General features: G+C 66.1%; 23 protein-coding genes. 11 read left to right on the top strand and 12 right to left on the bottom strand.

Annotated features, from left to right (window positions below):
- Window positions 1–14: 14 nt before the first annotated feature.
- On the bottom strand, window positions 15–206 hold the full coding sequence (locus NOF53_RS25210; protein WP_255973992.1) for a hypothetical protein: 192 nt from the start codon (window positions 204–206) through the stop codon (window positions 15–17).
- 244 nt (window positions 207–450) lie between these two features.
- Between NOF53_RS25210 and NOF53_RS25205 the strand changes: the two genes are divergently transcribed.
- On the top strand, window positions 451–1,815 hold the full coding sequence (locus tag NOF53_RS25205) for a C40 family peptidase (protein ID WP_255973990.1): 1,365 nt from the start codon (window positions 451–453) through the stop codon (window positions 1,813–1,815).
- A 72-nt stretch (window positions 1,816–1,887) separates the two neighbouring features.
- Here NOF53_RS25205 and greA read toward each other — a convergent pair whose 3' ends face one another.
- Entirely contained in the window at window positions 1,888–2,382 is a 495-nt protein-coding gene (gene greA, locus NOF53_RS25200) for a transcription elongation factor GreA (protein WP_005238978.1), read from the bottom strand.
- Window positions 2,383–2,610: 228 nt separating this feature from the next.
- A complete protein-coding gene (locus tag NOF53_RS25195) occupies window positions 2,611–3,036 on the bottom strand; it encodes a DUF4307 domain-containing protein (protein ID WP_255973987.1) in 426 nt (141 codons plus the stop codon).
- 191 nt (window positions 3,037–3,227) lie between these two features.
- On the opposite strand from NOF53_RS25195, the gene mca reads away from it, so the two are divergent.
- The 3 genes from mca to NOF53_RS25180 are packed head-to-tail and all read left to right on the top strand — an operon-like array spanning window position 3,228 to window position 6,456.
- On the top strand, window positions 3,228–4,106 hold the full coding sequence (gene mca, locus NOF53_RS25190) for a mycothiol conjugate amidase Mca (RefSeq protein ID WP_255973985.1): 879 nt from the start codon (window positions 3,228–3,230) through the stop codon (window positions 4,104–4,106).
- On the top strand, window positions 4,103–4,423 hold the full coding sequence (locus NOF53_RS25185) for a hypothetical protein (protein ID WP_374212668.1): 321 nt from the start codon (window positions 4,103–4,105) through the stop codon (window positions 4,421–4,423). The genes mca and NOF53_RS25185 overlap by 4 nt, the downstream gene beginning before the upstream one ends.
- Window positions 4,424–4,440: 17 nt before the next feature.
- Entirely contained in the window at window positions 4,441–6,456 is a 2,016-nt protein-coding gene (locus tag NOF53_RS25180) for a thioredoxin domain-containing protein (RefSeq protein ID WP_255973981.1), read from the top strand.
- Here NOF53_RS25180 and trhA read toward each other — a convergent pair whose 3' ends face one another.
- Window positions 6,457–7,128, bottom strand: coding sequence for a PAQR family membrane homeostasis protein TrhA (gene trhA, locus NOF53_RS25175; protein ID WP_255973979.1), 672 nt, complete (start codon window positions 7,126–7,128; stop codon window positions 6,457–6,459). It abuts the gene before it with no gap.
- Window positions 7,129–7,288: 160 nt separating this feature from the next.
- Here trhA and NOF53_RS25170 point away from each other — a divergent pair, with 160 nt between their 5' ends.
- The gene (locus NOF53_RS25170) at window positions 7,289–8,056 is read left to right on the top strand and encodes an isoprenyl transferase (RefSeq protein WP_308213870.1); all 768 of its coding nucleotides are present in this window, start codon (window positions 7,289–7,291) and stop codon (window positions 8,054–8,056) included.
- 22 nt (window positions 8,057–8,078) lie between these two features.
- On the opposite strand, the gene coaA is transcribed toward NOF53_RS25170, so the two are convergent.
- On the bottom strand, window positions 8,079–9,011 hold the full coding sequence (gene coaA, locus NOF53_RS25165) for a type I pantothenate kinase (protein ID WP_255973978.1): 933 nt from the start codon (window positions 9,009–9,011) through the stop codon (window positions 8,079–8,081).
- Between the two features lie 169 nt (window positions 9,012–9,180).
- Here coaA and NOF53_RS25160 point away from each other — a divergent pair, with 169 nt between their 5' ends.
- The 3 genes from NOF53_RS25160 (at window position 9,181) to phoH2 (ending at window position 13,444) form a co-directional block, all read left to right on the top strand.
- The gene (locus NOF53_RS25160; RefSeq protein ID WP_255973976.1) at window positions 9,181–10,386 is read left to right on the top strand and encodes a DUF885 domain-containing protein; all 1,206 of its coding nucleotides are present in this window, start codon (window positions 9,181–9,183) and stop codon (window positions 10,384–10,386) included.
- A gap of 80 nt (window positions 10,387–10,466) precedes the next feature.
- Window positions 10,467–11,762, top strand: coding sequence for a serine hydroxymethyltransferase (gene glyA / locus NOF53_RS25155; protein ID WP_255973974.1), 1,296 nt, complete (start codon window positions 10,467–10,469; stop codon window positions 11,760–11,762).
- Between the two features lie 314 nt (window positions 11,763–12,076).
- A complete protein-coding gene (gene phoH2, locus NOF53_RS25150; RefSeq protein WP_255973972.1) occupies window positions 12,077–13,444 on the top strand; it encodes an RNA 5'-3' helicase PhoH2 in 1,368 nt (455 codons plus the stop codon).
- Window positions 13,445–13,517: 73 nt separating this feature from the next.
- Here the strand turns inward: phoH2 and NOF53_RS25145 are convergent, their stop codons facing one another.
- Entirely contained in the window at window positions 13,518–13,949 is a 432-nt protein-coding gene (locus NOF53_RS25145; RefSeq protein ID WP_255973970.1) for a limonene-1,2-epoxide hydrolase family protein, read from the bottom strand.
- A gap of 24 nt (window positions 13,950–13,973) precedes the next feature.
- On the bottom strand, window positions 13,974–15,581 hold the full coding sequence (locus tag NOF53_RS25140) for a serine hydrolase (RefSeq protein ID WP_255973968.1): 1,608 nt from the start codon (window positions 15,579–15,581) through the stop codon (window positions 13,974–13,976).
- Window positions 15,582–15,735: 154 nt separating this feature from the next.
- Here NOF53_RS25140 and NOF53_RS25135 point away from each other — a divergent pair, with 154 nt between their 5' ends.
- Entirely contained in the window at window positions 15,736–16,593 is an 858-nt protein-coding gene (locus NOF53_RS25135) for an acyl-ACP desaturase (protein WP_374212667.1), read from the top strand.
- 64 nt (window positions 16,594–16,657) lie between these two features.
- On the opposite strand, the gene NOF53_RS25130 is transcribed toward NOF53_RS25135, so the two are convergent.
- A complete protein-coding gene (locus NOF53_RS25130) occupies window positions 16,658–18,061 on the bottom strand; it encodes a class II fumarate hydratase (protein WP_255973964.1) in 1,404 nt (467 codons plus the stop codon).
- A gap of 92 nt (window positions 18,062–18,153) precedes the next feature.
- Window positions 18,154–19,194 (bottom strand): class II fructose-bisphosphatase, encoded by a 1,041-nt coding sequence (gene glpX, locus NOF53_RS25125; protein WP_255973962.1) that lies wholly within the window; start codon window positions 19,192–19,194, stop codon window positions 18,154–18,156.
- A 191-nt stretch (window positions 19,195–19,385) separates the two neighbouring features.
- Here glpX and NOF53_RS25120 point away from each other — a divergent pair, with 191 nt between their 5' ends.
- Entirely contained in the window at window positions 19,386–19,955 is a 570-nt protein-coding gene (locus NOF53_RS25120) for a DUF4245 domain-containing protein (protein WP_255973960.1), read from the top strand.
- Between the two features lie 14 nt (window positions 19,956–19,969).
- Here the strand turns inward: NOF53_RS25120 and NOF53_RS25115 are convergent, their stop codons facing one another.
- The 3 genes from NOF53_RS25115 to NOF53_RS25105 are packed head-to-tail and all read right to left on the bottom strand — an operon-like array spanning window position 19,970 to window position 22,090.
- Window positions 19,970–20,206, bottom strand: a complete 237-nt coding sequence (locus tag NOF53_RS25115) for an exodeoxyribonuclease VII small subunit (RefSeq protein ID WP_255973958.1) — start codon at window positions 20,204–20,206, stop codon at window positions 19,970–19,972.
- 4 nt (window positions 20,207–20,210) lie between these two features.
- Window positions 20,211–21,467 (bottom strand): exodeoxyribonuclease VII large subunit, encoded by a 1,257-nt coding sequence (gene xseA, locus NOF53_RS25110; RefSeq protein WP_255973956.1) that lies wholly within the window; start codon window positions 21,465–21,467, stop codon window positions 20,211–20,213.
- Window positions 21,464–22,090, bottom strand: coding sequence for a lipid droplet-associated protein (locus NOF53_RS25105; protein ID WP_255973954.1), 627 nt, complete (start codon window positions 22,088–22,090; stop codon window positions 21,464–21,466). The genes xseA and NOF53_RS25105 overlap by 4 nt, the downstream gene beginning before the upstream one ends.
- Window positions 22,091–22,232: 142 nt before the next feature.
- Here NOF53_RS25105 and NOF53_RS25100 point away from each other — a divergent pair, with 142 nt between their 5' ends.
- Window positions 22,233–23,243, top strand: a complete 1,011-nt coding sequence (locus tag NOF53_RS25100) for a 4-hydroxy-3-methylbut-2-enyl diphosphate reductase (protein ID WP_255973952.1) — start codon at window positions 22,233–22,235, stop codon at window positions 23,241–23,243.
- Window positions 23,244–23,250 lie beyond the last annotated feature (7 nt).

The following is a 23,250-nucleotide window of genomic DNA, read 5'->3' as shown; positions in this document are numbered from 1 at the left end:
TCCTTCCCGCGTCTTCAGGATCCGCTGGACACCGCGTCCGGCGTTCCGGACCCCGCGGAGACGAGGGGAGCGGCGACTGCCGCATCGGGAGCAGAGGTGTCCGCGGCGGCCGCGATGCCGCCACCGGCGACCAGCCCGGCGATTCCAGCTACTGCGAGCGCACGCCGAACGGGAAGCAGGCGGGAACTCCGTCGGTCTTCACTCATGCCCACCACCATCCACGACGATCCTGTGAGCAACCTGGGAGACAGTTCGGAGTGCGATGCGAGACCGACGCCGGCAGCGCCGGGCATCGGGCAAAACTCGCGGTCGTTCGCGTCCGAGGATCCGAAGCCTGCTCACCGTACGAAATGGGTGCGGCCCAAGCTGCCGAATTCGCCCCGCAGCTGCTGTACCCCGTCGTAACGTGAACCTACTCGGTTCGGTCTACCGAGGAGGAGGAGCGCACGTATGTCAGTTGATGCAGCGGCGATCATCGTGGCGATCACCACAGCAGCGGGGGCAATGGTTCAAGGAACGGACATACCGCAGCCAGTGAAAGATCAAGCAGCCGAAGCGATTCAAGTAGTGGAGCAGGCTTCACCCGACGTTCAGAAACAGGTGAACGACGCAATCTCGGCTCTCCCGGAACCAGCACGACTGCAAGCCGAACAGATGGTCACCGACGCATCCGAGGTGGTGAAGCAGGCAACCGATCCGTACATTCCCGCGCCACCTGCTGCAGATGCACCGCTGGCGCCATCCCCGCCGATCCCCGCCCCTGAGCAGTCACTCGTCCTCCCTGACAGTCCGCTCGACCAACCCCCGGCGCCGATGGCCTCGGGCGCGGAAACGATGATCGGTGGCCTGGCCGCCGTCCCTGGTGTCCCCGCCATCATCAGCGGCCTCGGATCTTTGATTCCGTCGGTGCCTGCCGGATTTCCGGGCGTTTCACTGGCCCCGATCGGAGCCATCGCTGTCTTCGCCCCCTGGATTCGCAAGGCCGGCTCGTTGTGTGAAGGAATCAAACCGCCCACCCTGGCTGCTCTGTACTCGGTGGAGAACGGCTTCCGCTACGGGGCGGCCTCGCCGGTGTCGAGGGCAGGTGCCCGCGGACCGGGTCAGTTCCTGCCCGGCACCTGGGCCAAGTACGGCAAGGACGCGGACGGCGACGGCAAGGTGGACATCAACGGCGTCGCCGACCCGATGATGGCGTCCGGCCAGATGTTGTGCGACCTCCATGCGCAGATCGACGCCTGGAAGAAGCAAGGCGTGGTCAAGGGCGACACCCTCGACCTCACCCTTGCGGCATACAACGCCGGTGCGGGTGCGGTGCGCACGTCGGGCGGCATGCCCGCCGGGAAACCGGACTACGTGCACGAAACCCAGCCGTATGTGGCGCGGATCCGCTCGCTCGAAGAATCGTTCGCCCGAATGCTGTCGCCGTTCTTCTACGGCGTCGGCTCGGGCGAGCCGAGCCGCGTGGTCGAGATGGCGATGCGGTTCATCGGACTGCCGTACGTGTGGGGCGGCGGCAATATCAACGGCCCGTCCGGTGGTGGATTCGACTGCTCCGGTCTCACTTCGTTCGCTGTCTACGCCGCCACGGGTATCAAATTGCCCCGGACCTCGGAGACACAGTGGCGCGTGGGCGTCGAGATCCCGCTTTCGGAGGCGAGGCCGGGAGATCTGCTCTTCGGTAACTGGCAGTCGGGTGGTCCCGGGCACGTGGCGATCTACGTCGGGAACGGCCAGATGCTCCACGCCCCCACCACGGGCGACGTGGTGCGGATCGGTGCGGTGTTCTCGGGCATGAAAGCCCGGAGGATCATCTGAGCCGATCCGCTACGCAAAAACTCCGGTCCGGGCGTCTCGCCCGGACCGGAGTTCTGTGAAACAGAGCCGATATCAGCTGTGGTAGGGCTCCGCGCTGACGAGCGTCACCTTCATGCTGCTGCCGTTGGGCAGCGTGTACTCGCGGGTCTCGCCGACCTTGGCCTCGAGCAGGGCCCCGCCCAACGGTGAGTTGGGGGAGTAGACCTCGAGCTTGTTGTCGCGTGCGCCCTCTTCGCGAGTGGCAATGAGGAACGTCTCGGTGTCCTTCTCGTCGCCGTCGTAGTAGACCTTCACCACCGAGCCGGGCAACGCCACGCCGGACTGGGTGGGTGCCTCGCCGACCTTCGCGCTGTTCAGCAACTCCTGGAGCTGGCGGATACGTGCCTCCTGCTGGCCCTGCTCTTCGCGGGCCGCGTGGTAGCCACCGTTCTCCTTCAGGTCGCCCTCTTCGCGTCGCTCGTTGATCTCGGCGGCGATGACGGGGCGATTGGCAATGAGTTGGTCGAGTTCGCTCTTGAGCCTGTCATGTGACTCCTGGGTCAGCCAGGTCACCTGGGTCTCGGTCATCTCGATCACTCCCTCGTAGTTGGAGCCCCCGGGCTCCCTCGACAGACCACTGCAACAGCAGTGATCAACGGCTCCGTGGATCAGCCGGCCGGGGCCGAACGCAGATCCACCTTGCCGCCAATGCAGCAATACACGGTTCCAAACCGGAACCGTGTATCAGCCGATTCTAGCACGATCGGAGGTGGGAACTGCCGGAGAAGCCGAACGGTCGCTCGGGAAGCGACGGGGTCAACCGCCGGTGAGATACGCGGGAACGTCCAGGCTGCACCCGTAAATATCACCCATGGCCGGCGGCTGGGACGTGTAGACGGGTGCGGTGATCTTCACCGTCTGGTCAGGACCCGCGGCGATGTAGACCTCGCGGCGTCCCGTCTCGGAACCGTCCTTGGACCGCGCGCGGACGATGCATACTCCCGGCCGCGACGGGTCGTCACGAGTGACGGTGAACGTGATGTCGAGGCGCGAATCGTCGACCAGGTCGAACGATGTGGCCTCGCTGTCGATGTCGGAAACCGTGAACCTGTCGTAGGCGGAGAGAGCCACGATCACCCCGATCACCACGACGGCCGCTCCGAGCACCCATGCGAGCCAGCGCCTCGGCCGCGCAGGCTTTGCCGCGGCTGCGTATCGGCCGGGGGGAAGCGTTCTCGTCATCACTCTGCTCTCACACCGCTCCAGTTCCTCGTGGCTTCCAGCACTCGAGCGGGGTCACGGCTGCAAGCGGAACTATCGGGTGGAACTATAGAGGATGTGCGTCCGTCCGCCGTCAGCGATGGCGGAGTACGAGAGCGTGCGACACGAACAAGCCGGCAACGGCTACTGGCGAAGTTGAGGTGAACGATTACGTGAGCGGATTCCGTCTCATGGCCGTCCATGCCCATCCCGACGACGAGTCGAGCAAGGGTGCGGCGACGATGGCCCGTTACGCCGCCGAGGGCAACGAAGTGCGGGTCGTGACGTTGACCGGTGGTGAACGCGGCGACATCCTCAATCCGGCGATGGACGTGCCCGGCGTGCGCGACCGCATCCATGAGGTTCGCATCGAGGAAATGGCCGAAGCGGCCCGCATCCTCGGTGTCCAGCATCAGTGGCTGGGGTTCATCGACTCGGGGCTGCCCGAGGGCGACCCGCTGCCGCCGCTGCCCGAAGGATGCTTCGCGCTGGTCCCGCTCGAGGTGTCCACCGAAGCTCTGGTCCGGGCCATCCGCGAGTTCCGCCCTCACGTCATGACGACGTACGACGAGAACGGCGGCTACCCGCATCCCGATCACATCCGCTGCCACGAGGTATCGATGGCTGCCTACGAGGCGGCCGCCGACCCGCAGCAGTTCCCCGACGCGGGCGAGCCGTGGAGGGTGCAGAAGATTTACTACTCGCACGGGTTCATCCGCAAACGCCTTCTGCAGTTCCAGGAGGAGTACGAACGCCGCGGCGAAGAGTTCCCGATGGCGGAGTGGCTCAAGAAGTGGAAGACCGAACAGGGTGATCTGATGGCGCGCGTCACCACTCAGATCATCTGCGGCGACTACTTCCCGCAGCGGGACGACGCCCTGCGCGCTCACGCGACGCAGATCGACCCCAACGGTTCGTTCTTCGCGGTCCCGCTCGAGATCCAGCAGAAGATCTGGCCGACCGAAGAGTTCGAACTCGCCAAGACCCGGGTCACCACCTCCATTCCCGAGAACGATCTGTTCGCGGGCGTCCACGAGGACGAGTCGAAGTGATGTCGTTGACGGTCGGCGTCGTCGCCGGGGCGGTAGATCTGCTGGCGCAGACGCCCAGCAGCCCGTCCGGCCCCGAATTCGGCAAGGCCTCGCCCATCGGTCTGGTGGTCATCCTCGCACTGCTGGCGGGAGTGGTACTTCTGGTGCGGTCGATGAACAAGCAGCTGAAGAATCTGCCCGAGACCTTCGAACCAGACCATCCCGAACCCGATCAGGAAGCCGACGAGGGCACCGATCGGGGCGCACTGCACGGTGACAACGGGACCACGAGCGGACCCTCCGGGCCCACCGACAATCCACCGAAACTGCAGAAGTAGTCGAAGAGGAGCTGGACATGGACCCACTCGCACACAACGCACTCGGCGGGTCCACCAGCCCCTATCTGCGGCAGCACGCCGACAACCCGGTTCACTGGCAGCAGTGGGGTCCGGAGGCCATCGACTGGGCGCGCAGGCGTGACGTGCCGATTCTGCTGTCGATCGGGTACTCGGCGTGCCACTGGTGTCATGTGATGGCGCACGAGTCGTTCGAGGACGACGCCGTCGCATCGCTGATGAACGAGCACTTCGTGTGCATCAAGGTCGACCGCGAGGAGCGGCCCGACCTCGACGCCGTGTACATGAACGCGACCGTCGCGATGACGGGCCAGGGCGGCTGGCCGATGACGTGCTTCCTCACACCCGGCGGTGCACCGTTCTACTGCGGTACCTATTACCCGCCCGCGCCGCGTGGCGGAATGCCGTCGTTCACCCAGCTACTCGGCGCCATCGCCGACACCTGGCGGGATCGGCGCAGCGACGTCGACAACGCCGCGGAGTCGGTGGCCACGGAACTACGCCGCGGGGCCGGCGGCATACCCACGGCCGATGTCGCAGTGGATGCCGCGCTCCTGGACGCTGCCGCGATCGCCGTCCTGAAGGACGAGGACACCCTGCGTGGCGGGTTCGGCGGCGCACCCAAGTTTCCGCCATCCGCACTGCTCGAGGGCTTGCTCCGCACCTACGAGCGTTCCGGAAACTCAAAGGTACTCGAGGCGGTGGAGCGCACGGCGTCCGCGATGGCACGTGGTGGGATCTATGACCAGCTCGGTGGCGGGTTCGCTCGGTATTCGGTGGACGCCGAATGGGTTGTGCCGCACTTCGAGAAGATGCTCTACGACAACGCTCAGCTCCTGCGCGTATACGCGCATCTCGGTCGGCGAACGGGTTCGGAGCAGGCGATTCGCGTCACCGAGGAGACCGCCCGGTTCTTGCTCCGCGATCTGCGCACCGAGAACGGCTCGTTCGCGTCTGCGCTCGACGCCGACACGGAGGGCGTCGAAGGCTCTACCTATGTATGGACGCCCGCACAGCTCGTCGAGGTGCTGGGGGCCGAGGACGGCGAATGGGCGTCACACGTGCTGACCGTGACACCTGACGGAACATTCGAAGAAGGCGCGTCGGTGCTGCAACTCCTGAAGGATCCGGACGACTGGGATCGATGGCATCGCGTGCGGAATGCACTCTTCGCCCACCGGGCGACCAGGCCGCAGCCCGGCCGCGATGACAAGGTGGTCACCGCCTGGAATGGGATGGCCATCACTGCGCTGGCCGAGGCCGGTGCCGGACTCGGTAGGCCGGAGTGGATTTCCGCGGCTGCCGATTGCGCCCGGGCAGTGCTGGACCTGCACGTTCTCGACGGTCGCCTGCGCCGTGCCTCGCTTGGGTCGGTGGTGGGTGAACCCGTCGGTGTCCTGGAGGATTATGCGTGCCTCGCCACCGGACTCCTCGCGCTGTTCCAGGCGACGGGTGATACCGGATGGCTCGAACCTGCCGAAGTCCTGCTGGACCGCGCCCTGCGGCACTTCGCGGATCCCGAGCAGCCAGGCAGCTGGTTCGACACGGCCGATGACGCCGAAACCCTGGTGACTCGTCCACGCGACCCGGTCGACGGCGCCACCCCGTCCGGTTCCTCGTGCCTGGCGGAAGCGCTGCTCACTGCAGCGGCTGTCGCGGACGTGGACGTCTCGGCGCACTACGGCGCCGCTGCGGCTGCGTCACTCGATCGGGTGGCTCTGCTGCTCGAACGGGCGCCGAGGTCGGCGGGGCACTGGCTTGCCGTAGCCGAGGCGTCGGTGCGAGGACCCCTGCAGGTGGCGGTGGCCACGAACGGCGAGACCGGGCTGCTGGATGCGGCACGCCGACTGGCGCCGGGTGGTGCGGTGGTGGTCGGCGGCACACCGGATTCGTCTCCGCTGCTCGCGGACCGGCCGCTGGTCGAAGGCGATCCGGCAGCCTACGTGTGCCGCGGTTTCGCCTGCGATCGGCCGGTGTCGACTGTCGGCGACCTGGCCGACGCGCTCAGCCGGTAGCTACCCGCCGAATACGACCAGCCAGACGGCGATGTAGTGACACAACGCCGCGATCACCGTGGCGGCATGGAAGAACTCGTGGTGGCCGAAGGTGTTCGGCCAGGGATTCGGCCACTTGGTGGCATACAGGATGGCGCCCACCGAGTAGAGGATGCCACCGATGAGCAGCAACACCATGGGCAGGACACCCACCTCGGACGTCAACTGCGGTGCCACCGGAACGATCGCCCAGCCCAGGAGAAGGTAGAGCGGAACACCGACCCACCGCGGAGCCGTCGGCCACAGCATCTTCAGTGCCACGCCGGCGAGTGCGCCGGACCACACGACGATCAGCAGGGTGCGCCCGGTGTCGGACGGCAGTCCCAGCAGCCCGAATGGCGTGTAGCTGCCCGCGATGAACAGGAAGATCATCGAGTGATCCGCCCGTTTCATCCACGTGCGGGCGGACTGGGTCTTCCAGTGCACGCGGTGATAGGTGGCGCTCACTCCGAACACGCCGCACACAGTGATGCTGTAGACGGCTGTGGCGACGGCCGCTTCGCCCGACACCCGCAGTCCGGACACGAGGACCAGGACCAGTCCGGCGATGACCGAGACACCGAACGCCCACAGGTGAATCCACCCCCGCAGACGTGGCTTGACCGGGAGCTCGTCGAGTCCGAAAGCTGTCACAGGACACCCCTTCTCGTTGTTCGCGACTCGAACCTACGGAACCGTAGGTTCGCATGTGAGAAGAGCGTACCCGTCGGTAGGAGCACGTTGCAGCACCTGTGACCGCCGTCGCGAATCACGATCCGAGCGGCGTAGTCTTGGCTGTCATGGTGATCTCCCGGTGAGTGCGCGAGGACTGCTGTACAGCATCTACGAGCGACGGCTGCTCGCGCGGCTCGAAGGTCTGCAGCACCCTCGGCACATAGCGGTCATGTGCGACGGCAACCGTAGATGGGCCCGCGAGAACGGCTTCACCGACGTCAGTCACGGACACCGGATGGGTGCCCTCAAGATTTCCGAGATGCTGGGATGGTGTGATGCCGCGGGCATCGAGATGGCCACCATCTATCTGCTCTCCACCGAAAATCTGCGCCGCGACGCGGAGGAACTCGACACCCTCCTCGAGATCATCACCGACGTCGTCGAAGAGATCTCCGGACCGGACAAGAACTGGAGCGTGAAGATCGTCGGCGCGCTCGACCTGCTACCCGCCGAGCAGTCGCGCCGGTTGCGGGAGGCGGCGGAGCGGACCGAGGGCCGAACGGGCACGCATGTCAACGTCGCGATCGGCTACGGCGGCCGGCAGGAGATCGCCGACGCCGTCCAGTCGCTGCTGTGCGAAAAGCTACTCGCGGGTTTGTCCGGCGACGAGTTGGTCAAGTCGATCACAGTCGAAGGCATCGACGGGCACCTCTACACGTCGGGCCAACCGGACCCTGATCTGGTGATCCGCACGTCGGGCGAACAGCGGCTGTCAGGGTTCCTGTTATGGCAGAGCGCATACTCCGAGATCTGGTTCACCGAGGCGTACTGGCCCGAGTTCCGGCGGGTCGACTTCCTGCGCGCACTGCGCGACTACGCGGCCCGGCACCGCAGATTCGGCGTCTGACCCGAGACGAGCGACCACTCATCTACAGCTTGCGCAGGCGCAGCCGGTTGATCGAGTGATTGGCGTCCTTGCGCAGCACGAGGGTGGCGCGGGGGCGCGTCGGCAGAATGTTCTCCACCAGGTTCGGCCGGTTGATGTTGTGCCAGATCTCCTGCGCGGCAGCAGTCGCGTCCCGATCGGACAGTCCCGCGTAGTGATGGAAGTGCGCGTCGGGGTCGGCGAACGACGTCTTCCGCAACGCGAGAAAACGCTGGATGTACCAGTTCTCGATGTCCTCGATGCGGGCGTCGACGTAGATCGAGAAATCGAACAGATCCGAGACCATGAGGCGCGGACCGGTCTGCAAGACGTTGAGACCCTCGATGATGAGGATGTCCGGCTGCCGGATCAGATGGTACTGGCCGGGGATGATGTCGTACGAGATGTGCGAGTAGACGGGTGCAGCCACTTCCTCGGCCCCCGACTTCACCTCGGTGACGAACCGCAGCAGCTTGCGCCGGTCGTAGCTCTCCGGAAAGCCCTTGCGGTGCATGATCCCGCGCCGATTCAGCTCGTCGGTGGAATACAGGAAGCCGTCCGTGGTCACCAGGTCGACGCGTGGGTGATGCTCCCAGCGGGCGAGCAGTGCCTGCAGGACACGCGCGGTGGTGGACTTGCCGACCGCGACACTTCCCGCGACGCCGATCACGAACGGCACCTGTTGATCCGGATGCTTCTCACCGAGGAACGTCGCGGTGGCCGCGAACAGCCGCTGTCGTGCAGCCACCTGAAGGTGAATCAGACGCGACAGCGGAAGGTACACCTCGGCGACCTCTTCGAGGTCGATCTGCTCGCCGAGACCTCGGAGCCCGTACAGTTCCTCCTCGGTCAGGACCAGCGGAGTCGACTTCCGCAGCGTGCGCCACTGCTTCCGATCGAATTCGACGTACGGGCTGGATTCGCTTGCCCGGGCCATCAGTTCCGCTCACACTCGAGCGGCCGGGGGAGTGAGCTGTCCACGCCCAGAATCCCGGCCGTCGTCGTCGCGCTGGCGCGTAGCGGTTGCATAGTCGGATTGTGCTTGGTGCCACAGGCTGAGCTGTCGGCGGGTCACACACACGGTAGTCGGACTAAGGTCGATCGTCATGGAATCGGATTCGTTGGTTCGCGAATATCTGCTGCTCGGGCTGGGATTCGATCGGCTCGAAGAGGGATTCGTCGACGCTTACACCGGCGACCCGGCGCTGCGCCGCCAGGTCGAGAACGCGCCCCGGCCGGATCCGCGGGATCTGGCACGCACGGCGGCGACGCTGCGCGCGGAATTGCCGTCCGCAGGTTTCTCGGACGAGCGGACGCGGTTCCTCGACGTCCACTTGCGGGCGCTCGAGTGCTCGGGGCGGAAGTTCGCCGGGGACGACGTCGGATTCGTCGACGAGGTGGAGGCCTATTTCGACGTCCGCATCGAACGGGGCGACGAGGAGCAGTACCGCGAGGCGCACCGCAAGATGGACGCCGTGCTGCCCGGATCGGGTCCCCTCGCCGAGCGCGTACAGGCCCATCGCGCCGGCGACGAGATACCGGCCGACCGGCTGAAGGACTGTGTCGCCGCTTTCTCGAGTGCCCTGCGCGACCTGGTGCGTGAGCACTACGCGCTGCCCGACTCCGAAGTCGTCGAGTACGAGGTGGTCGGGGACAAACCGTGGTCGGGGTTCAACTACTACCTCGGAAACTACCGGTCCACGGTAGCCATCAACTCCGACCTGAAGCAGCACATGGCCAACTTGCCTCGGCTCATCGCGCACGAATCGTACCCAGGGCATCACACCGAGCACTGTCGTAAGGAAGCCGGTCTTGTCGGTGCGGGTCAGCTGGAACAGACGTTGTTCGTCGTCAACACCCCCCAGTGCCTGATGGCCGAGGGCCTTGCCGACCTCGCGCTCGAATCCATCGTCGGCAAGGACTGGGGATTGTGGGCGCAGGAAATCTACGCCGATCTCGGACTGCGATTCGACGGTGAGCAGGCGCAGCGCCTGTCGGCGGCCTCCGGGCAGCTCCTCGGTGTTCGCCAGGACGCCGCCATGATGCTGCACGACGAGCGTCGCAGCGCGGACGGTGTCGCCGCGTTCCTGCAGCGGTGGAGCCTGTCGACCCCCGAGCGCGCACGGCAGTCGCTGCGATTCCTGTCCTCACCTCTGTGGCGGGCCTACACCAGCACCTACGTCGAGGGATACCGCCTGCTCGGCGGCTGGCTGTCGGAGGTCCCAGTGGGTGCGGAGCGGTCGGAACGCTTCCGCCGGCTGCTCGACGAACCGCTCGTTCCCAGTGCCCTCCGCTCCGTGAGTGCTTCTTAACAATGGGTGGTTAAGAAGCACTTCCGGGTTCTTCGTAGACTGGGGGCATTCGTTTCCGCATCCAGCTTGGAGATTCCTCGATGACCGCTGTGCCCGGTACCGACGTCAACACGGCCCCCCTCGCCGAACTCGACCCCGAAGTCGCCCAGGCCATGGCTGGTGAGCTGGCCCGCCAGCGCGACACGCTGGAAATGATCGCCTCGGAGAACTTCGTTCCCCGCGCGGTGCTGCAGGCCCAGGGCAGCGTGCTGACCAACAAGTACGCCGAGGGATACCCCGGTCGCCGCTACTACGGCGGGTGTGAGCACGTCGACGTCATCGAGGACCTCGCACGCACCCGTGCCAAAGAACTGTTCGGCGCCGACTTCGCGAATGTCCAGCCGCACTCGGGTGCGCAGGCCAATGCGGCCGTCCTGATGGCTCTGATGAATCCGGGTGAGAAGCTCCTCGGACTCGACCTGGCACACGGCGGCCACCTCACGCACGGTATGAAGCTGAACTTCTCCGGCAAGCTCTACGAGGTCGAGTCGTACGGGGTCAGCAAGGAAGACCACCGCATCGACATGGACGAGGTCCGCAAGATCGCCGTCGCCGCGCAGCCGAAAGTGATCGTCGCCGGCTGGTCCGCGTACCCGCGTCACGAGGACTTCGCCGCGTTCCGGTCGATCGCCGACGAGGTCGGTGCGTACCTGTGGGTCGACATGGCGCACTTCGCCGGCTTGGTGGCGGCTGGACTGCACCCGTCGCCCGTCCCGTACGCCGACGTCGTGTCGAGCACCGTCCACAAGACCCTCGGCGGTCCCCGCTCCGGCCTGATCCTCGCCAAGCAGGAATGGGCGAAGAAGCTCAACTCGGCCGTCTTCCCCGGACAACAGGGCGGGCCGCTCATGCACGCCATCGCCGCCAAGGCCGTGTCCCTGAAGATCGCCGGGACCGACGAATTCAAGGACCGTCAGCAGCGCACGCTGACCGGCGCGAAGATCCTCGCCGAGCGCCTGACCGCCTCCGATGTCTCCGACAAGGGCGTCAGTGTCCTGACCGGCGGCACCGACGTGCACCTCGTGCTCGTCGACCTTCGCAATTCGCAACTCGACGGACAGCAGGGTGAAGATCTCCTCCACGAGGTCGGCATCACCGTCAACCGCAACGCCGTGCCGTTCGACCCGCGCCCGCCGATGGTCACCTCCGGACTGCGCATCGGCACCGCCGCGCTCGCGTCCCGCGGGTTCGGCGACGAACAGTTCACCGAGGTCGCCGACATCATCGGTACCGCTCTGGCCGGATCGTCCGACGTCGAGTCGCTGCGCGGCCGCGTGTCCAAGCTGGCTGCCGACTTCCCGCTGTACGAGGGCCTCGAGGACTGGCGCCTGATCTAGGCGGCTCCGCCGCCCGTGCGTGGACTGCGAGTGCAGGGACTCGTTAACCGCGCACGGGCGCCGCAGGCGCCTTCTCCGCGTAACCCGATGTTCACCGACACGCCCAGCGCCCGGGCGGCCCCGCGGGGTGTTTGGCAGTACCGTCTGAAGTAACAGGCAGCGGGGAAGTTGCTTGTACGGGAGGTCCTGATCGTGACTGGAACATTCAGTACGAGGGGGCCGGCGCCCGGCCCTCGTGTGATTTGACACACCAGGGACGGACCGGTCCAGCGAACCGAGTTTGCGTGGGTGCCGCGCAGACCTAGGAGCCTCACGTGACTGCATCACGCTCCGTCTCAGCCCGATCAGGACGTTCGTCCGCAGCCTCCGGCAAGACCTCGGCTTCGGCAGTTCGTACGTTCGTATTGGACACCTCCGTATTGCTGTCCGACCCCTGGGCCGTCGCCAGGTTCGGCGAGCACCGTGTTGTGCTTCCCCTCGTCGTCATCAGTGAACTCGAGGGGAAGCGTCACCATCACGAGCTGGGATGGTTCGCACGCGAATCGCTGCGCATGCTCGACGACCTTCGCTTGGAATACGGTCGTCTCGACCAGCCCGTGCCGATCGGTACGGAGGGTGGCACCCTGCAGGTCGAGCTGAACCACACCGACCCATCAGTGCTCCCGGTCGGATTCCGCACGGACAGCAACGATTCGCGCATCCTCGCCTGTGCACTGAACTTCGAAGCAGAGGGCAGCGACGTCGTTCTGGTCAGCAAGGACATCCCGCTCCGCGTCAAAGCCGGCGCAGTGGGTTTGCCGGCCGACGAGTACCACGCACACGACGTCGTCCCCTCCGGCTGGACGGGTATGACCGAACTCGACGTGGCGTCGTCGTCGATCGACGAACTCTTCTCCGAGGGTGTCGTCGATCTGGAGGAGGCGCGGGAGTTGCCCTGTCACACGGGAATCCGGCTTCTGGGTGGTACGTCGAGCGCGCTCGGCCGGGTGAACGCCGACAAGCGCGTGCAGTTGGTGCGAGGGGAACGGGAAGCGTTCGGTCTCCACGGACGGTCGGCCGAGCAACGCATCGCCCTCGACCTTCTCATGGACGACAGCGTGGGCATCGTGTCGCTGGGCGGCAAGGCCGGTACCGGCAAGTCGGCGCTTGCGTTGACGGCGGGACTCGAAGCGGTGCTCGAGCGTCGCACTCAGCGGAAGGTCGTGGTGTTCCGGCCGCTGTACGCGGTGGGCGGTCAGGAACTCGGGTATCTGCCGGGTAGTGAGAGCGAGAAGATGGGGCCGTGGGCTCAGGCCGTGTTCGACACGCTGGACGGCCTCGCCAGCCCCGAGGTGATGGAAGAAGTCATCAGCCGCGGGATGCTGGAAGTGCTACCCCTCACCCATATTCGGGGACGGTCACTGCACGATTCGTTCGTGATCGTCGACGAGGCGCAGTCCCTCGAACGTAATGTCCTGCTCACGGTGCTGTCCCGGCTGGGAACAGGATCCCGGGTGGTGCTGACGCACGATGTCGCTCAGCGCGACAACCTCCGGGTCGGACGCCACGATGGTGTCGCGGCGGTGATCGAGAAGCTGAAGGGGCATCCGTTGTTTGCCCACATCACGCTGACCCGCAGTGAGCGTTCTCCGATCGCGGCACTCGTGACGGAGATGCTGGAGGAGTTCGGGCCGACGTCGTAGGCTCCTGCCCGACAGCGTGATCCGCCCGATGTTGCACAGTCCGATCGGACCGAGGTGACATCGGGCGGAAACGTCAGAAGGCGCGCACGATGCCTTTGATCGTGCCCCACAGGACGTCTCGGTTGCTGAAGTAGTCGCGCCAGACCAGGATCTTGCCGTCCTCGATCTCGAACGTGCCGCACACCCAGAATTCGCTGCGCACCCGCTTCCAGATGAGAATGTCGGTGCGTTCGGTGAGAACTGCTGTTCCTTCGTCGGCGATGTGGTGCAACCGGACGTCGAAACCGACACCGGGCCTGCTCGAGCCTCGGAGTATGCGCATCACCGAATCGATCCCGCGAACTTTCGGTAGAGATACGTTGTGCCACACGATGTCCGGGTGCAAATATTGGCGGGCGCTATCCGGGTCGCCGGAGGCGAGAGCGGCGAGGAATCTGCGCACCAATTGGACATTGGCGGTGTCGGATAGTAAAGCCGTTTCGGTCGGGTGTGTACGAGGTTCCATGGCTCTTCCTGTTCGAGTGTGCGCTCAGCGAACGAACGTTCCTCGACCGTCCGTGTTGTAGTACTCCAAGATGAGATTGTTGCCCGCGAACGTTGCCTCCGACACCGTGCCGGGCGGGGCGTTCTCGCCACTGGGTGTGAACGTGAACATGTTTCCGTCCCAGTGCTTCAGCGGAAACGTCTGCCCTGCGGGTCCGAGTTGCAGGGTGAGCTGACCGTCCTTCTCGCTGACGACGGCGGGACCCCAGTAGGCGTTTCCGTACGTTCCCGTGTACGTGGGAAGCGGCTGCGCGGGAGCGGGGTTGGCAGGTGCGTCCTTGCCGACGAGGCTGCCCTCGGGGTCGAGCATCGGCGAGATCGCTTTCGAATACAGATCTCTCCAGTCTTCGCGGATCTCGCCGTACTGGACGAGATCGGCGAATTCGGCTGTCAGGGCTTCGGGGATTCCGGTGGGGGAACCGTTGGTGAGGGCGACGATCGCGACGTCGGCGGAGGGGATCGCCACGAAATTGGTCGCAGCGCCGAGCTGGAAGGCGCCGGAGTGGCTGAGGGACACCCGCCCTGCGGAAGTGGTCGACACGTTGAATCCGTAACCGTAGAAACCCGGCCGGGCATCGAGGGAGCTCGGGGGACTCGACACGCTCTGCGGGCTGACCGCGGGGAGCAGTGCTTTCGCGTCGACGATCTCCTTGCCCTCGAACATGCCGTCGCCCAAGAGCATGGTGAGCCACTTGCTCATATCGTTCACGGACGAGCTGACGCCACCGGCCGGTGCCTGCGCGTCGGGGTCTCGTACGGCGTCGGCGACATACTTGCCGTCGACGAGCTGATGGCCGGCGGCACGGTTGCTGCGCGCCTGGAAGTCGGCGAACCTGGAACTCGTCGAGTCCATCCCGAGTGGTTGGTAGAGCGCCCGTTCGGACAGCGTCGCCCAATCCGTTCCGGACGCCACGGCCACGGCTTCGGCGGCCGCGGTGACCCCGAAGTTGGTGTACTCGTAGGTGATCCGGAACGGATTCAGCGGCTCGAGCCGCAGCTTGTCGAGTACCTGCTGCTGGTTGTTGCCGAGGTCCTCGAGTCCGTCTCCGGCGTGATCGGGCAGTCCGGAGCGGTGTGAATACAGATCGCCCACTGTGACGTGCTCGGTGACCCAGGGGTCCGCGAGCGCGAAACCGGGGAGTTTCGACACCACTGTCGTGTCCCAGCCGACCACGCCGGTGCCCACCTCGTGCGCGACCACGGTGGACCCCACCGGCTTCGACAGCGACGCGAGCTGGAACACGGTATCGGCGTCCACCATCTCATCGGTGCCCTCTTCACGTACGCCGAATCCTTTCGCATAGACGGTTCGCCCGCCGTGCACCACTGCAACCGCCATCCCTGGCAGATGGGTGCTGTCCATGAGCTCGTTCGCCAGTTCGTCCAGGCGGCCGACGGCGTCGTCGATTCGACCCTCGGGAATGTCGACGCCGGCGACGGTCGCGGGATTGGCAGGCTCCGGCGGGGCCGATGTCGATGCCGGTGAACTGGCGGAGTCGGTGGACGGCTCGTTGTCGTTGGTGCACCCTGCGACGAGCGATCCGGCCAGCACGACCGCGAAGAGCAGTGTCGTCGAGTTCCCACGTCTGCGCATTGGAGGTCCTCTGCTGGTGCCGGCGGATTCGGGAACTCTCAGCGTAACCATGGAGCTCGGTGACCTGGGGGTTTTCCGCCGATCCTGCCTCCGGGGCTCGACTGTGCGCATGGTGGAGATTCCCGCACACCCACGCGGGCGCTACGGTATGCGGATGCCGACTGAATTCACGGACAAGCACCTTCTCACCGAGCTGGGCCCGGTGGTCGAGGAGAATCTCGCTCGTCACATCGCCGAGGCCGACGGCTGGCTGCCGCACGATTTGGTCCCGTGGGACCAGGGCAAGAACTTTGCATTCATGGGTGGGACGGACTGGTCGGCCGATCAGTCGACCCTGAGCGAGGTGGAGGCGCTTGCGCTCACCGTGGGCGTTCTCGTCGCCGACAACGTGCCCGCATACCACCGGGAGATCGCCAAGCACCTGGCCATGGTGGGTCCGTGGTGGCGTTGGGTCGGCCGCTGGACGGCGGAGGAGAACCGGCACTCCATCGTGCTCAGGAACTATCTGATGGTGACCCGCGCGGTCGATCCCGTCGCACTCGAGCGCGCCCGGATGGACGAGATGGTGCGTGGATACGCCATGCCGCCGATGCACCTGCTGGAGATGCTGGCCAACTCGGCATTCGAAGAGAAGGCCGCGGCAGTCCGGCACCACAACACCGCCGCCCTCGCGGAGGACCCGCTGGTGGCATCGATCGAAGCGCGGCTGGCTGCCGATGACGAACTGCAGTCGGTGTTCTACCGCAACGTCGTCGAAGGCGCCTTCGCGGTGGCGCCCGATCAGACGATGCGCGCCATCGCGTCGCGGATCGACGCATTCGATGTGCCGAGCGTGGAGTTGCCCGGCGGGAAGAACAGCACTGCGGTGCTCGCCGAAGCCGGCATCTACGATCCGGCACACCAGCGGGAGAAGGTGTTCGCACCGCTCCTCGCGGCGTGGAACATCGCCGGCCGCTCCGATGTCGGGACCGAAGGCGAGAAGGCCCGCGAGAAACTGTCCGCCCTGCTGTAGAGATCGGCAGCGACAGTGGCCCGCACTCCGAGGAGTGCGGGCCACTTGCATGTCGAGCGGAAGCTCAGTCCTCGACCTTCGCCATGGCGAGCACGTCGAGACGCTTGTCGAGCTCCTCCTCGCTGAGCTTGTCACCGATCAGACCGCGGTCGACGACGGTCTCCCGGATCGTCTTCTTCTCCTTCAAGGCCTGCTTGGCAACGGCAGCCGCCTCCTCGTATCCGATCGCCGAGTTCAAGGGCGTGACGATGGACGGCGACGACTCCGCGAGGGTCCTCAGGTGATCGGTGTTGGCCACCAGGCCGGCGACGCACCTGTCGGCGAACAAGCGCGTGACGTTGGCGAGGAGGGTGAACGATTCGAGCACGTTGCGGGCCATCATCGGGATATAGACGTTCAACTCGAATGCGCCCGCGGCACCGCCCCAGGCAACGGCGGCGTCGTTGCCGACCACCTGGGCAGCTACCTGGGTGGCTGCCTCGGGAAGCACCGGATTGACCTTGCCGGGCATGATCGAACTGCCGGGCTGCAGGTCAGGGAGCCGAATTTCACCCAATCCGGTGAGCGGACCCGAGCCCATCCAGCGGATGTCGTTGGCGATCTTGGTGAGCGAGACCGCGATGGTGCGCATCGCCCCGGATGCCTCGACGAGACCGTCCCGCGCCGCCTGTGCCTCGAAACTGTTCTTTGCCGGCGTGAGCGCGTCCACGCCCGTCGCTTTGACCAGTTCCGCGACGACCTTCGGTCCGAAACCGTCCGGGGCATTGAGGCCGGTCCCGACTGCTGTGCCCCCGATGGGCAATTCGCCGAGCCGTGGCAGGCACGCCACGATGCGTTCCATGCCGGCTTCCATCTGCCGGGCGTACCCACCGAACTCCTGTCCCAGTGTCACCGGGACCGCGTCCATGAGATGGGTGCGTCCCGACTTCACGACCGTCTTCCACTCGGTGGACTTGTCGAGCAAGGCCAACCGGAGGTGGTCGAGTGCGGGGATCAAGTTCTTCACCGCGGCCTCGGTCGCGGCAACATGAGTGGCGGTGGGGAAGGTGTCGTTCGACGACTGCGACATGTTGACGTCGTCGTTGGGGTGGACGACGACACCCGCCGCGGCAGCGATCGAAGCGATCACCTCGTTGGCGTTCATATTGGAGCTGGTTCCGGAGCCCGTCTGGAAGACGTCGATGGGGAACTGGTCGTCGTGCTTGCCTTCGGCGATCTCACCTGCCGCCGCGATGATCGCGTCGGCCTTCTCGGGATCGAGAAGCCCGAGATCCTTGTTGACCTGCGCACACGCCGCTTTCAGGAGGCCCATGGCGCGAATCTGGGTGCGCTCGAGACCTCGACCACTGATCGGGAAGTTCTCGACGGCGCGTTGCGTCTGCGCGCGCCACAGCGCGTCCACGGGGACCCGCACCTCGCCCATGGTGTCGTGTTCGATCCGGTACTGCTGCTCGTTGCTCTCCGTCATGGGTCAAACATTGCCACTTCCGGGCGCTGCGCGCCCGTGTGCCTTTCTGGTGGCAGGGAGCTACCAGAAAGGCGCACGGGCGGCGAAGCCGCTCAGAAGGAAGGCGGAACTGCCCCGTCTTCGCCCGTGAAGTCGACGGACGAATACTCACGAAGCTTCTCGAGGCGGTGGTACGCGTCGATCATGCGGACGGTGCCCGACTTGGACCGCATCACGATGGACTGGGTGGACGCGCCGCCGCCGTAGTAGCGGACACCACGCAGGAGGTCACCGTCGGTGACACCCGTGGCGCAGAAGAAGACGTTCTCGCCCGACACCAGGTCCTCGGTGGTCAGCACGCGGTCGAGGTCGTGGCCGGCGTCGATGGCCTTCTGACGCTCGGCGTCGTCGGTCGGGGCCAGCCGGCCCTGCAGCGAACCACCCATACAGCGCATGGCGGCGGCGGCGATGATGCCCTCGGGCGTGCCACCGGTGCCGATCAAGATGTCGGTGCCCGACTCCGGACGCGCGGCGGCGATCGCACCCGCGACGTCGCCGTCGGAGATGAGACGGATCCGGGCGCCGGTGTCCCGGACCTCCTGGATGAGCCCGGCGTGCCGCGGACGGTCGAGGATACAGACCGTCACGTCGGAGGTAGACGCCTTGCGGACCTTCGCGACACGCTTGATGTTCTCGGCGACGGGCGCGGTGATGTCGATGACATCGGCGGCGTCGGGACCGACGGCGATCTTCTCCATGTAGAACACGGCGGACGGGTCGAACATCGCGCCGCGCTCGGCGACTGCGAGGACAGCGATCGCATTGGGCATTCCCTTGGCCATCAGGGTGGTTCCGTCGACCGGGTCGACCGCGAAGTCGCAGTCGGGGCCGTCGCCGTTGCCGACCTCTTCGCCGTTGAACAGCATCGGGGCTTCGTCCTTCTCGCCCTCGCCGATGACCACGACACCGCGCATCGAGACGGAGCTCACGAGCTGGCGCATGGCGTCGACGGCGGCGCCGTCGCCACCCTCCTTGTCGCCACGGCCGACCCAGCGACCGGCAGCCATTGCACCAGCCTCGGTGACCCGGACCAATTCGAGAGCAAGATTTCGGTCCGGGGCCTCGCGGCGACTCGATGTGGTGCTGGCCGTCATGGGCTGTGCCTCCTGGTGCAGTCCTGGTCGACGTTGTACGTCGACGCTGTGCCGGTCGGCCTGTCGGCCGCCGACTGTCGAGTGGATCTCAGCGTTGATTCTCCCAGAAGAAAGTGTGACGTGCGCTGCTGGGGCGACATATCGGGGACCGAGAATCGTGGTTCGGGGGCCGACCCTGGATACTGGTGTGCGTGGCATCCGATAAACCGCGCATCCTGCACAACAACCGCGACATGGTGTGGTCGCTCGTACCCCTCGTCCTGTTCTGCGTGCTGATCGCGGGTATCGCCAGTCAGTGCACCTTCAGCCCCGGCGGTCCGACGACCGGCCCGATCCCCAGCTTCGACATCGACGCCGCGCTGAAGTACGACGCGAACGACCTTCCGTTCCCGGTTCGGCAACCGGCGACGCCCGAGGGCTGGACACCCAACTCGGGTAGCCGCAGCATCGTCAGTGGCGACGGCGGCGGCGACTCGAGCACCGTCGGCTTCATCACGCCGGCCGGCCGGTACATCCAGCTGACGCAGAGCAACGCGCTCGAAACCGTGCTGGTGCCCTTCGTGGCCGGTGGTCCGCGGACGGCCACCGGAACGGAGGACATCGCAGGTCACACCTGGATCGTGTACGGCGGTGAGGGAGTCGAACCGATCTGGGTCTCCGACTTCGGGGACGTGCGGCTCCTCGTCACGGGCAGCGCCTCGGAAGAGGCATTCGAACAGTTGACGACTGCGGCGGCCGACGCCGAAATCCTCCCGGCCTGACCGAAGCCGGTTCGTCAGCTCTCGTCGTCGGCGTGCGCGAGGGCAGTCTCGACGCGCTTGCGGGCTCCCGCCAGGTGTTCTTCGCACCGCTTCGCGAGGGCCTCACCGCGCTCCCACAGGGCGAGTGACGCGTCGAGGTCGAGGCCGCCCTGTTCGAGAACCTTGACCACGTCGACCAGCTCGTCGCGGGCCGCCTCGTAGCCGAGTTCCGCGATGTCGGTGTCGGTGTCGTTGTCGCTGGGCTTACTCATACAGCTATTTTTCCTTTCCCATCACCGCGGCGCGGATGGCGCCGTCGGCGACTCGAACTCGGATCTGAGTGCCGGGCGGGGCGTCGTCGATCGAGCGCAGCACCTCGGGGTCGCCCTCGGGCACGATCCGCTGGACCACCGAATAGCCGCGGGCGAGCGTGGCTGCGGGTCCGAGCGTCGCGAGCCGGGCGCGCAGGTGTTCGACGGTGGTGCTCTCCGCGGCGATCGCCCTGCTGATGTCGCGGCGGCCGGCGTCGCGCAACCGCTCGATCTCGTCGCCCCGCTGATATAGCGCGCGCCCCGGGTCGGCGAGTACCGGCCGGCTCCGCAGCTGGGAGATCAGGTGGGATTCGCGCTGTACCCAATTTCGGAGTGCTGCTGCACTGCGTGAGCGCAGTTCGCTGACGAGCGCCTGCTCGGCGACGGCGTCGGGAACCACCCGTTTGGCGGCGTCCGTGGGGGTGGCGGCGCGCAGATCGGCGACGTGATCGCTGAGCGGGCTGTCGGGCTCGTGTCCGATGGCGCTGACGATCGGGGTCGTGCAGGCGACGATCGCCCGGCACAGAGTTTCGTCGGAGAACGGCAGCAGGTCCTCAACGCTGCCGCCACCACGGGCCAGAATGATCACGTCCACGTGGGGGTCGGCGTCGAGTTCCTTCAACGCATCGAGGATCTGCGGGACAGCGGTGACGCCCTGCACCGGGGTGTTACGAATCTCGAAGCGCACGGCCGGCCAACGGCGTTGCGCCACGCTGAGAACGTCGTGCTCGGCGGCGCTCGCCCGGCCGGTGATCAGGCCGACGGTACCGGGAAGGAAGGGCAGCGGGCGCTTGAGCCGGGGGTCGAACAGGCCCTCCGCGGCCAGGAGCGCGCGGAGTCGCTCGATCCGGGCGAGGAGTTCGCCGATTCCCACCGCGCGGATCTCCGTGACTCGCAACGACACCGATCCGCGGCCGGTGTAGAACGACAACTTCCCGAACATCACCACCCGACTGCCCTCGGTGAGGGGGACGGGGGAGTTTTGCAACAGCTGAGGTGAGCACGTCACGGAAAGGGACATGTCGACGGACGGATCGCGCAGGACGAGAAATGCAGTCCGGGTTCCCGGACGGGCATTGATCTGAGTGATCTGACCCTCGACCCACACACTTCCGAGCCGATCGATCCACTGAGCGACCTTGGCCGAGACGGTACGAACCGGCCACGGTTTGTCGGCGGTACTCGGTGCGGTGCTGGCTGCGCGGGATTGGGCGGAAGTCACTTGGCCTTGGCGGTGGTTATGCGGTTGGTCAGCATGGTCAGGAACGGTGCGCGGGCCAGCGTCGCCGTCTCGTAATCCAGCAATGTCGTCAGGTCCTCGACGGACAGCGACCGCAGTCGTGCCCGCAACTGGGCGAGGGTCAGCGACGCGTAGTCGAGGTAGACGGCGATCTCCGGTTCGGCGACGGCGGAAGCAGGCTTCGGGTTCGTGGTCTTGGCCACACCGTTGGTGCCCGAGGTGGTCGGGCCGGCAGCCGCGGGAACGGCGGACTTCTCCGAAGTGTTCTCGTCCTGAGGGCTGAGGGAGTACAGCGCGAAGCGGCCGGGCCCGGCGGGACGATCGTCCGGGGCGTCCTCGATATCGGGTTCTCCGTCGGTGTCCTCGTCGAACACCGCCCACGACGGTTGCTCGTCGTCGTGCGACCAGTGGATGAGGGCGAAGGCCTGGTCACCCTTGATGGCCAGCGCCGTCATGGTCTGCTGGACTCGCATCGTGGTCTGCAGCACCTGGCTGACCGCAGTCATCGGCAGAGTGACCGCCGTAGTAGGCAGCCTCCTGGCTTCTTCGACGGCCGTCACTGCGATTCCAGCGGCGACACGCGCCACGAACGGGGGACGAATCATGCTCACAGCCTGCCTGACATCGGCACGTTTGGGTAGCCGACGTGCCCACAGCGTGGACGACTCCGACTCGATGACGCGCACAGTACTCCTGCGTGGCCCAGCGAAAGTGTCGTCGCTGGGGGGTGACCCGTACGCTGGAACCATGTCTTCGGCTGTTCCACTCAATGTGGGTATCACACGTTCGGCAGATTCGGGAGTCTCGCGCGCGAGCGGCGAGAAGCGAGTGCTGCTTGCCGAACCCCGCGGTTACTGCGCCGGCGTGGACCGCGCTGTCGAGACGGTCGAGAAGGCGCTGGAGAAGCACGGCGCCCCGATCTACGTCCGCAAGGAAATCGTGCACAACCGCCACGTGGTGGAAACGCTTACCGAGCGCGGCGTGATCTTCGTCGACGAAACCGACGAGGTGCCCGAAGGTGCGTTGCTCGTCTTTTCCGCGCACGGTGTGTCGCCGGCCGTGCACGAGTCGGCCGCGGCCCGCAACCTCCGCACCATCGATGCGACGTGTCCGCTGGTCACCAAGGTCCACCAGGAAGCGAAGCGGTTCGCCCGCGACGACTACGACATCCTCCTCATCGGCCACGAGGGCCACGAGGAAGTCGAGGGCACGGCCGGTGAGGCCCCCGACCATGTTCAGCTGGTCGACGGACCGGACTCGGTGGACGCCGTCTCGGTCCGCGACGAGTCGAAGGTCATCTGGCTGTCGCAGACCACGCTGAGCGTCGACGAGACCATGCAGACCGTGGCACGGCTGCGTGAGAAGTTCCCCCACCTGCAGGATCCGCCGAGCGACGACATTTGCTACGCCACTCAGAACCGTCAGGTCGCGGTCAAGGCGATGGCGCCCGAGTGCGATCTGGTGATCGTGGTCGGCTCCCGCAACTCTTCCAATTCCGTGCGCCTTGTCGAGGTCGCTCTGGGTGCCGGCGCGAAGGCGTCGTATCTCGTCGACTTCGCCCGTGAGGTGGATCCGGCGTGGCTCGACGGTGTCCGCACGGTCGGCATCACCTCCGGCGCCTCTGTGCCGGAAATTCTCGTGCGCGGGGTGATCGACCTGCTGGCCGAGCACGGGTTCCACGACGTCCAGTCGGTCACCACGGCCAACGAGACGCTCGTCTTCGCGCTGCCTCGGGAGCTTCGCGCCGCCCGGCACTGACCCCCTC

Origin of the sequence: Rhodococcus tibetensis, from assembly GCF_024438035.1 — a bacterium.
Lineage (GTDB): Bacteria > Actinomycetota > Actinomycetes > Mycobacteriales > Mycobacteriaceae > Rhodococcus_F > Rhodococcus_F tibetensis.
The sequence above is the reverse complement of the archived record's forward strand: the minus strand, read 5'-3'. Positions and strand labels throughout refer to the sequence as shown.

Coding starts and splice junctions, on each gene's coding strand:
- NOF53_RS25210 (WP_255973992.1), bottom strand. CDS start 206: ATGAGTGAAGACCGACGGAGTTCCCGCCTGCTTCCCGTTCGGCGTGCG.
- NOF53_RS25205 (WP_255973990.1), top strand. CDS start 451: ATGTCAGTTGATGCAGCGGCGATCATCGTGGCGATCACCACAGCAGCG.
- greA (WP_005238978.1), bottom strand. CDS start 2,382: ATGACCGAGACCCAGGTGACCTGGCTGACCCAGGAGTCACATGACAGG.
- NOF53_RS25195 (WP_255973987.1), bottom strand. CDS start 3,036: ATGACGAGAACGCTTCCCCCCGGCCGATACGCAGCCGCGGCAAAGCCT.
- NOF53_RS25180 (WP_255973981.1), top strand. CDS start 4,441: ATGGACCCACTCGCACACAACGCACTCGGCGGGTCCACCAGCCCCTAT.
- coaA (WP_255973978.1), bottom strand. CDS start 9,011: ATGGCCCGGGCAAGCGAATCCAGCCCGTACGTCGAATTCGATCGGAAG.
- NOF53_RS25160 (WP_255973976.1), top strand. CDS start 9,181: ATGGAATCGGATTCGTTGGTTCGCGAATATCTGCTGCTCGGGCTGGGA.
- glyA (WP_255973974.1), top strand. CDS start 10,467: ATGACCGCTGTGCCCGGTACCGACGTCAACACGGCCCCCCTCGCCGAA.
- NOF53_RS25145 (WP_255973970.1), bottom strand. CDS start 13,949: ATGGAACCTCGTACACACCCGACCGAAACGGCTTTACTATCCGACACC.
- NOF53_RS25140 (WP_255973968.1), bottom strand. CDS start 15,581: ATGCGCAGACGTGGGAACTCGACGACACTGCTCTTCGCGGTCGTGCTG.
- NOF53_RS25135 (WP_374212667.1), top strand. CDS start 15,736: ATGCCGACTGAATTCACGGACAAGCACCTTCTCACCGAGCTGGGCCCG.
- NOF53_RS25130 (WP_255973964.1), bottom strand. CDS start 18,061: ATGACGGAGAGCAACGAGCAGCAGTACCGGATCGAACACGACACCATG.
- glpX (WP_255973962.1), bottom strand. CDS start 19,194: ATGACGGCCAGCACCACATCGAGTCGCCGCGAGGCCCCGGACCGAAAT.
- NOF53_RS25115 (WP_255973958.1), bottom strand. CDS start 20,206: ATGAGTAAGCCCAGCGACAACGACACCGACACCGACATCGCGGAACTC.
- NOF53_RS25105 (WP_255973954.1), bottom strand. CDS start 22,090: ATGATTCGTCCCCCGTTCGTGGCGCGTGTCGCCGCTGGAATCGCAGTG.
- NOF53_RS25100 (WP_255973952.1), top strand. CDS start 22,233: ATGTCTTCGGCTGTTCCACTCAATGTGGGTATCACACGTTCGGCAGAT.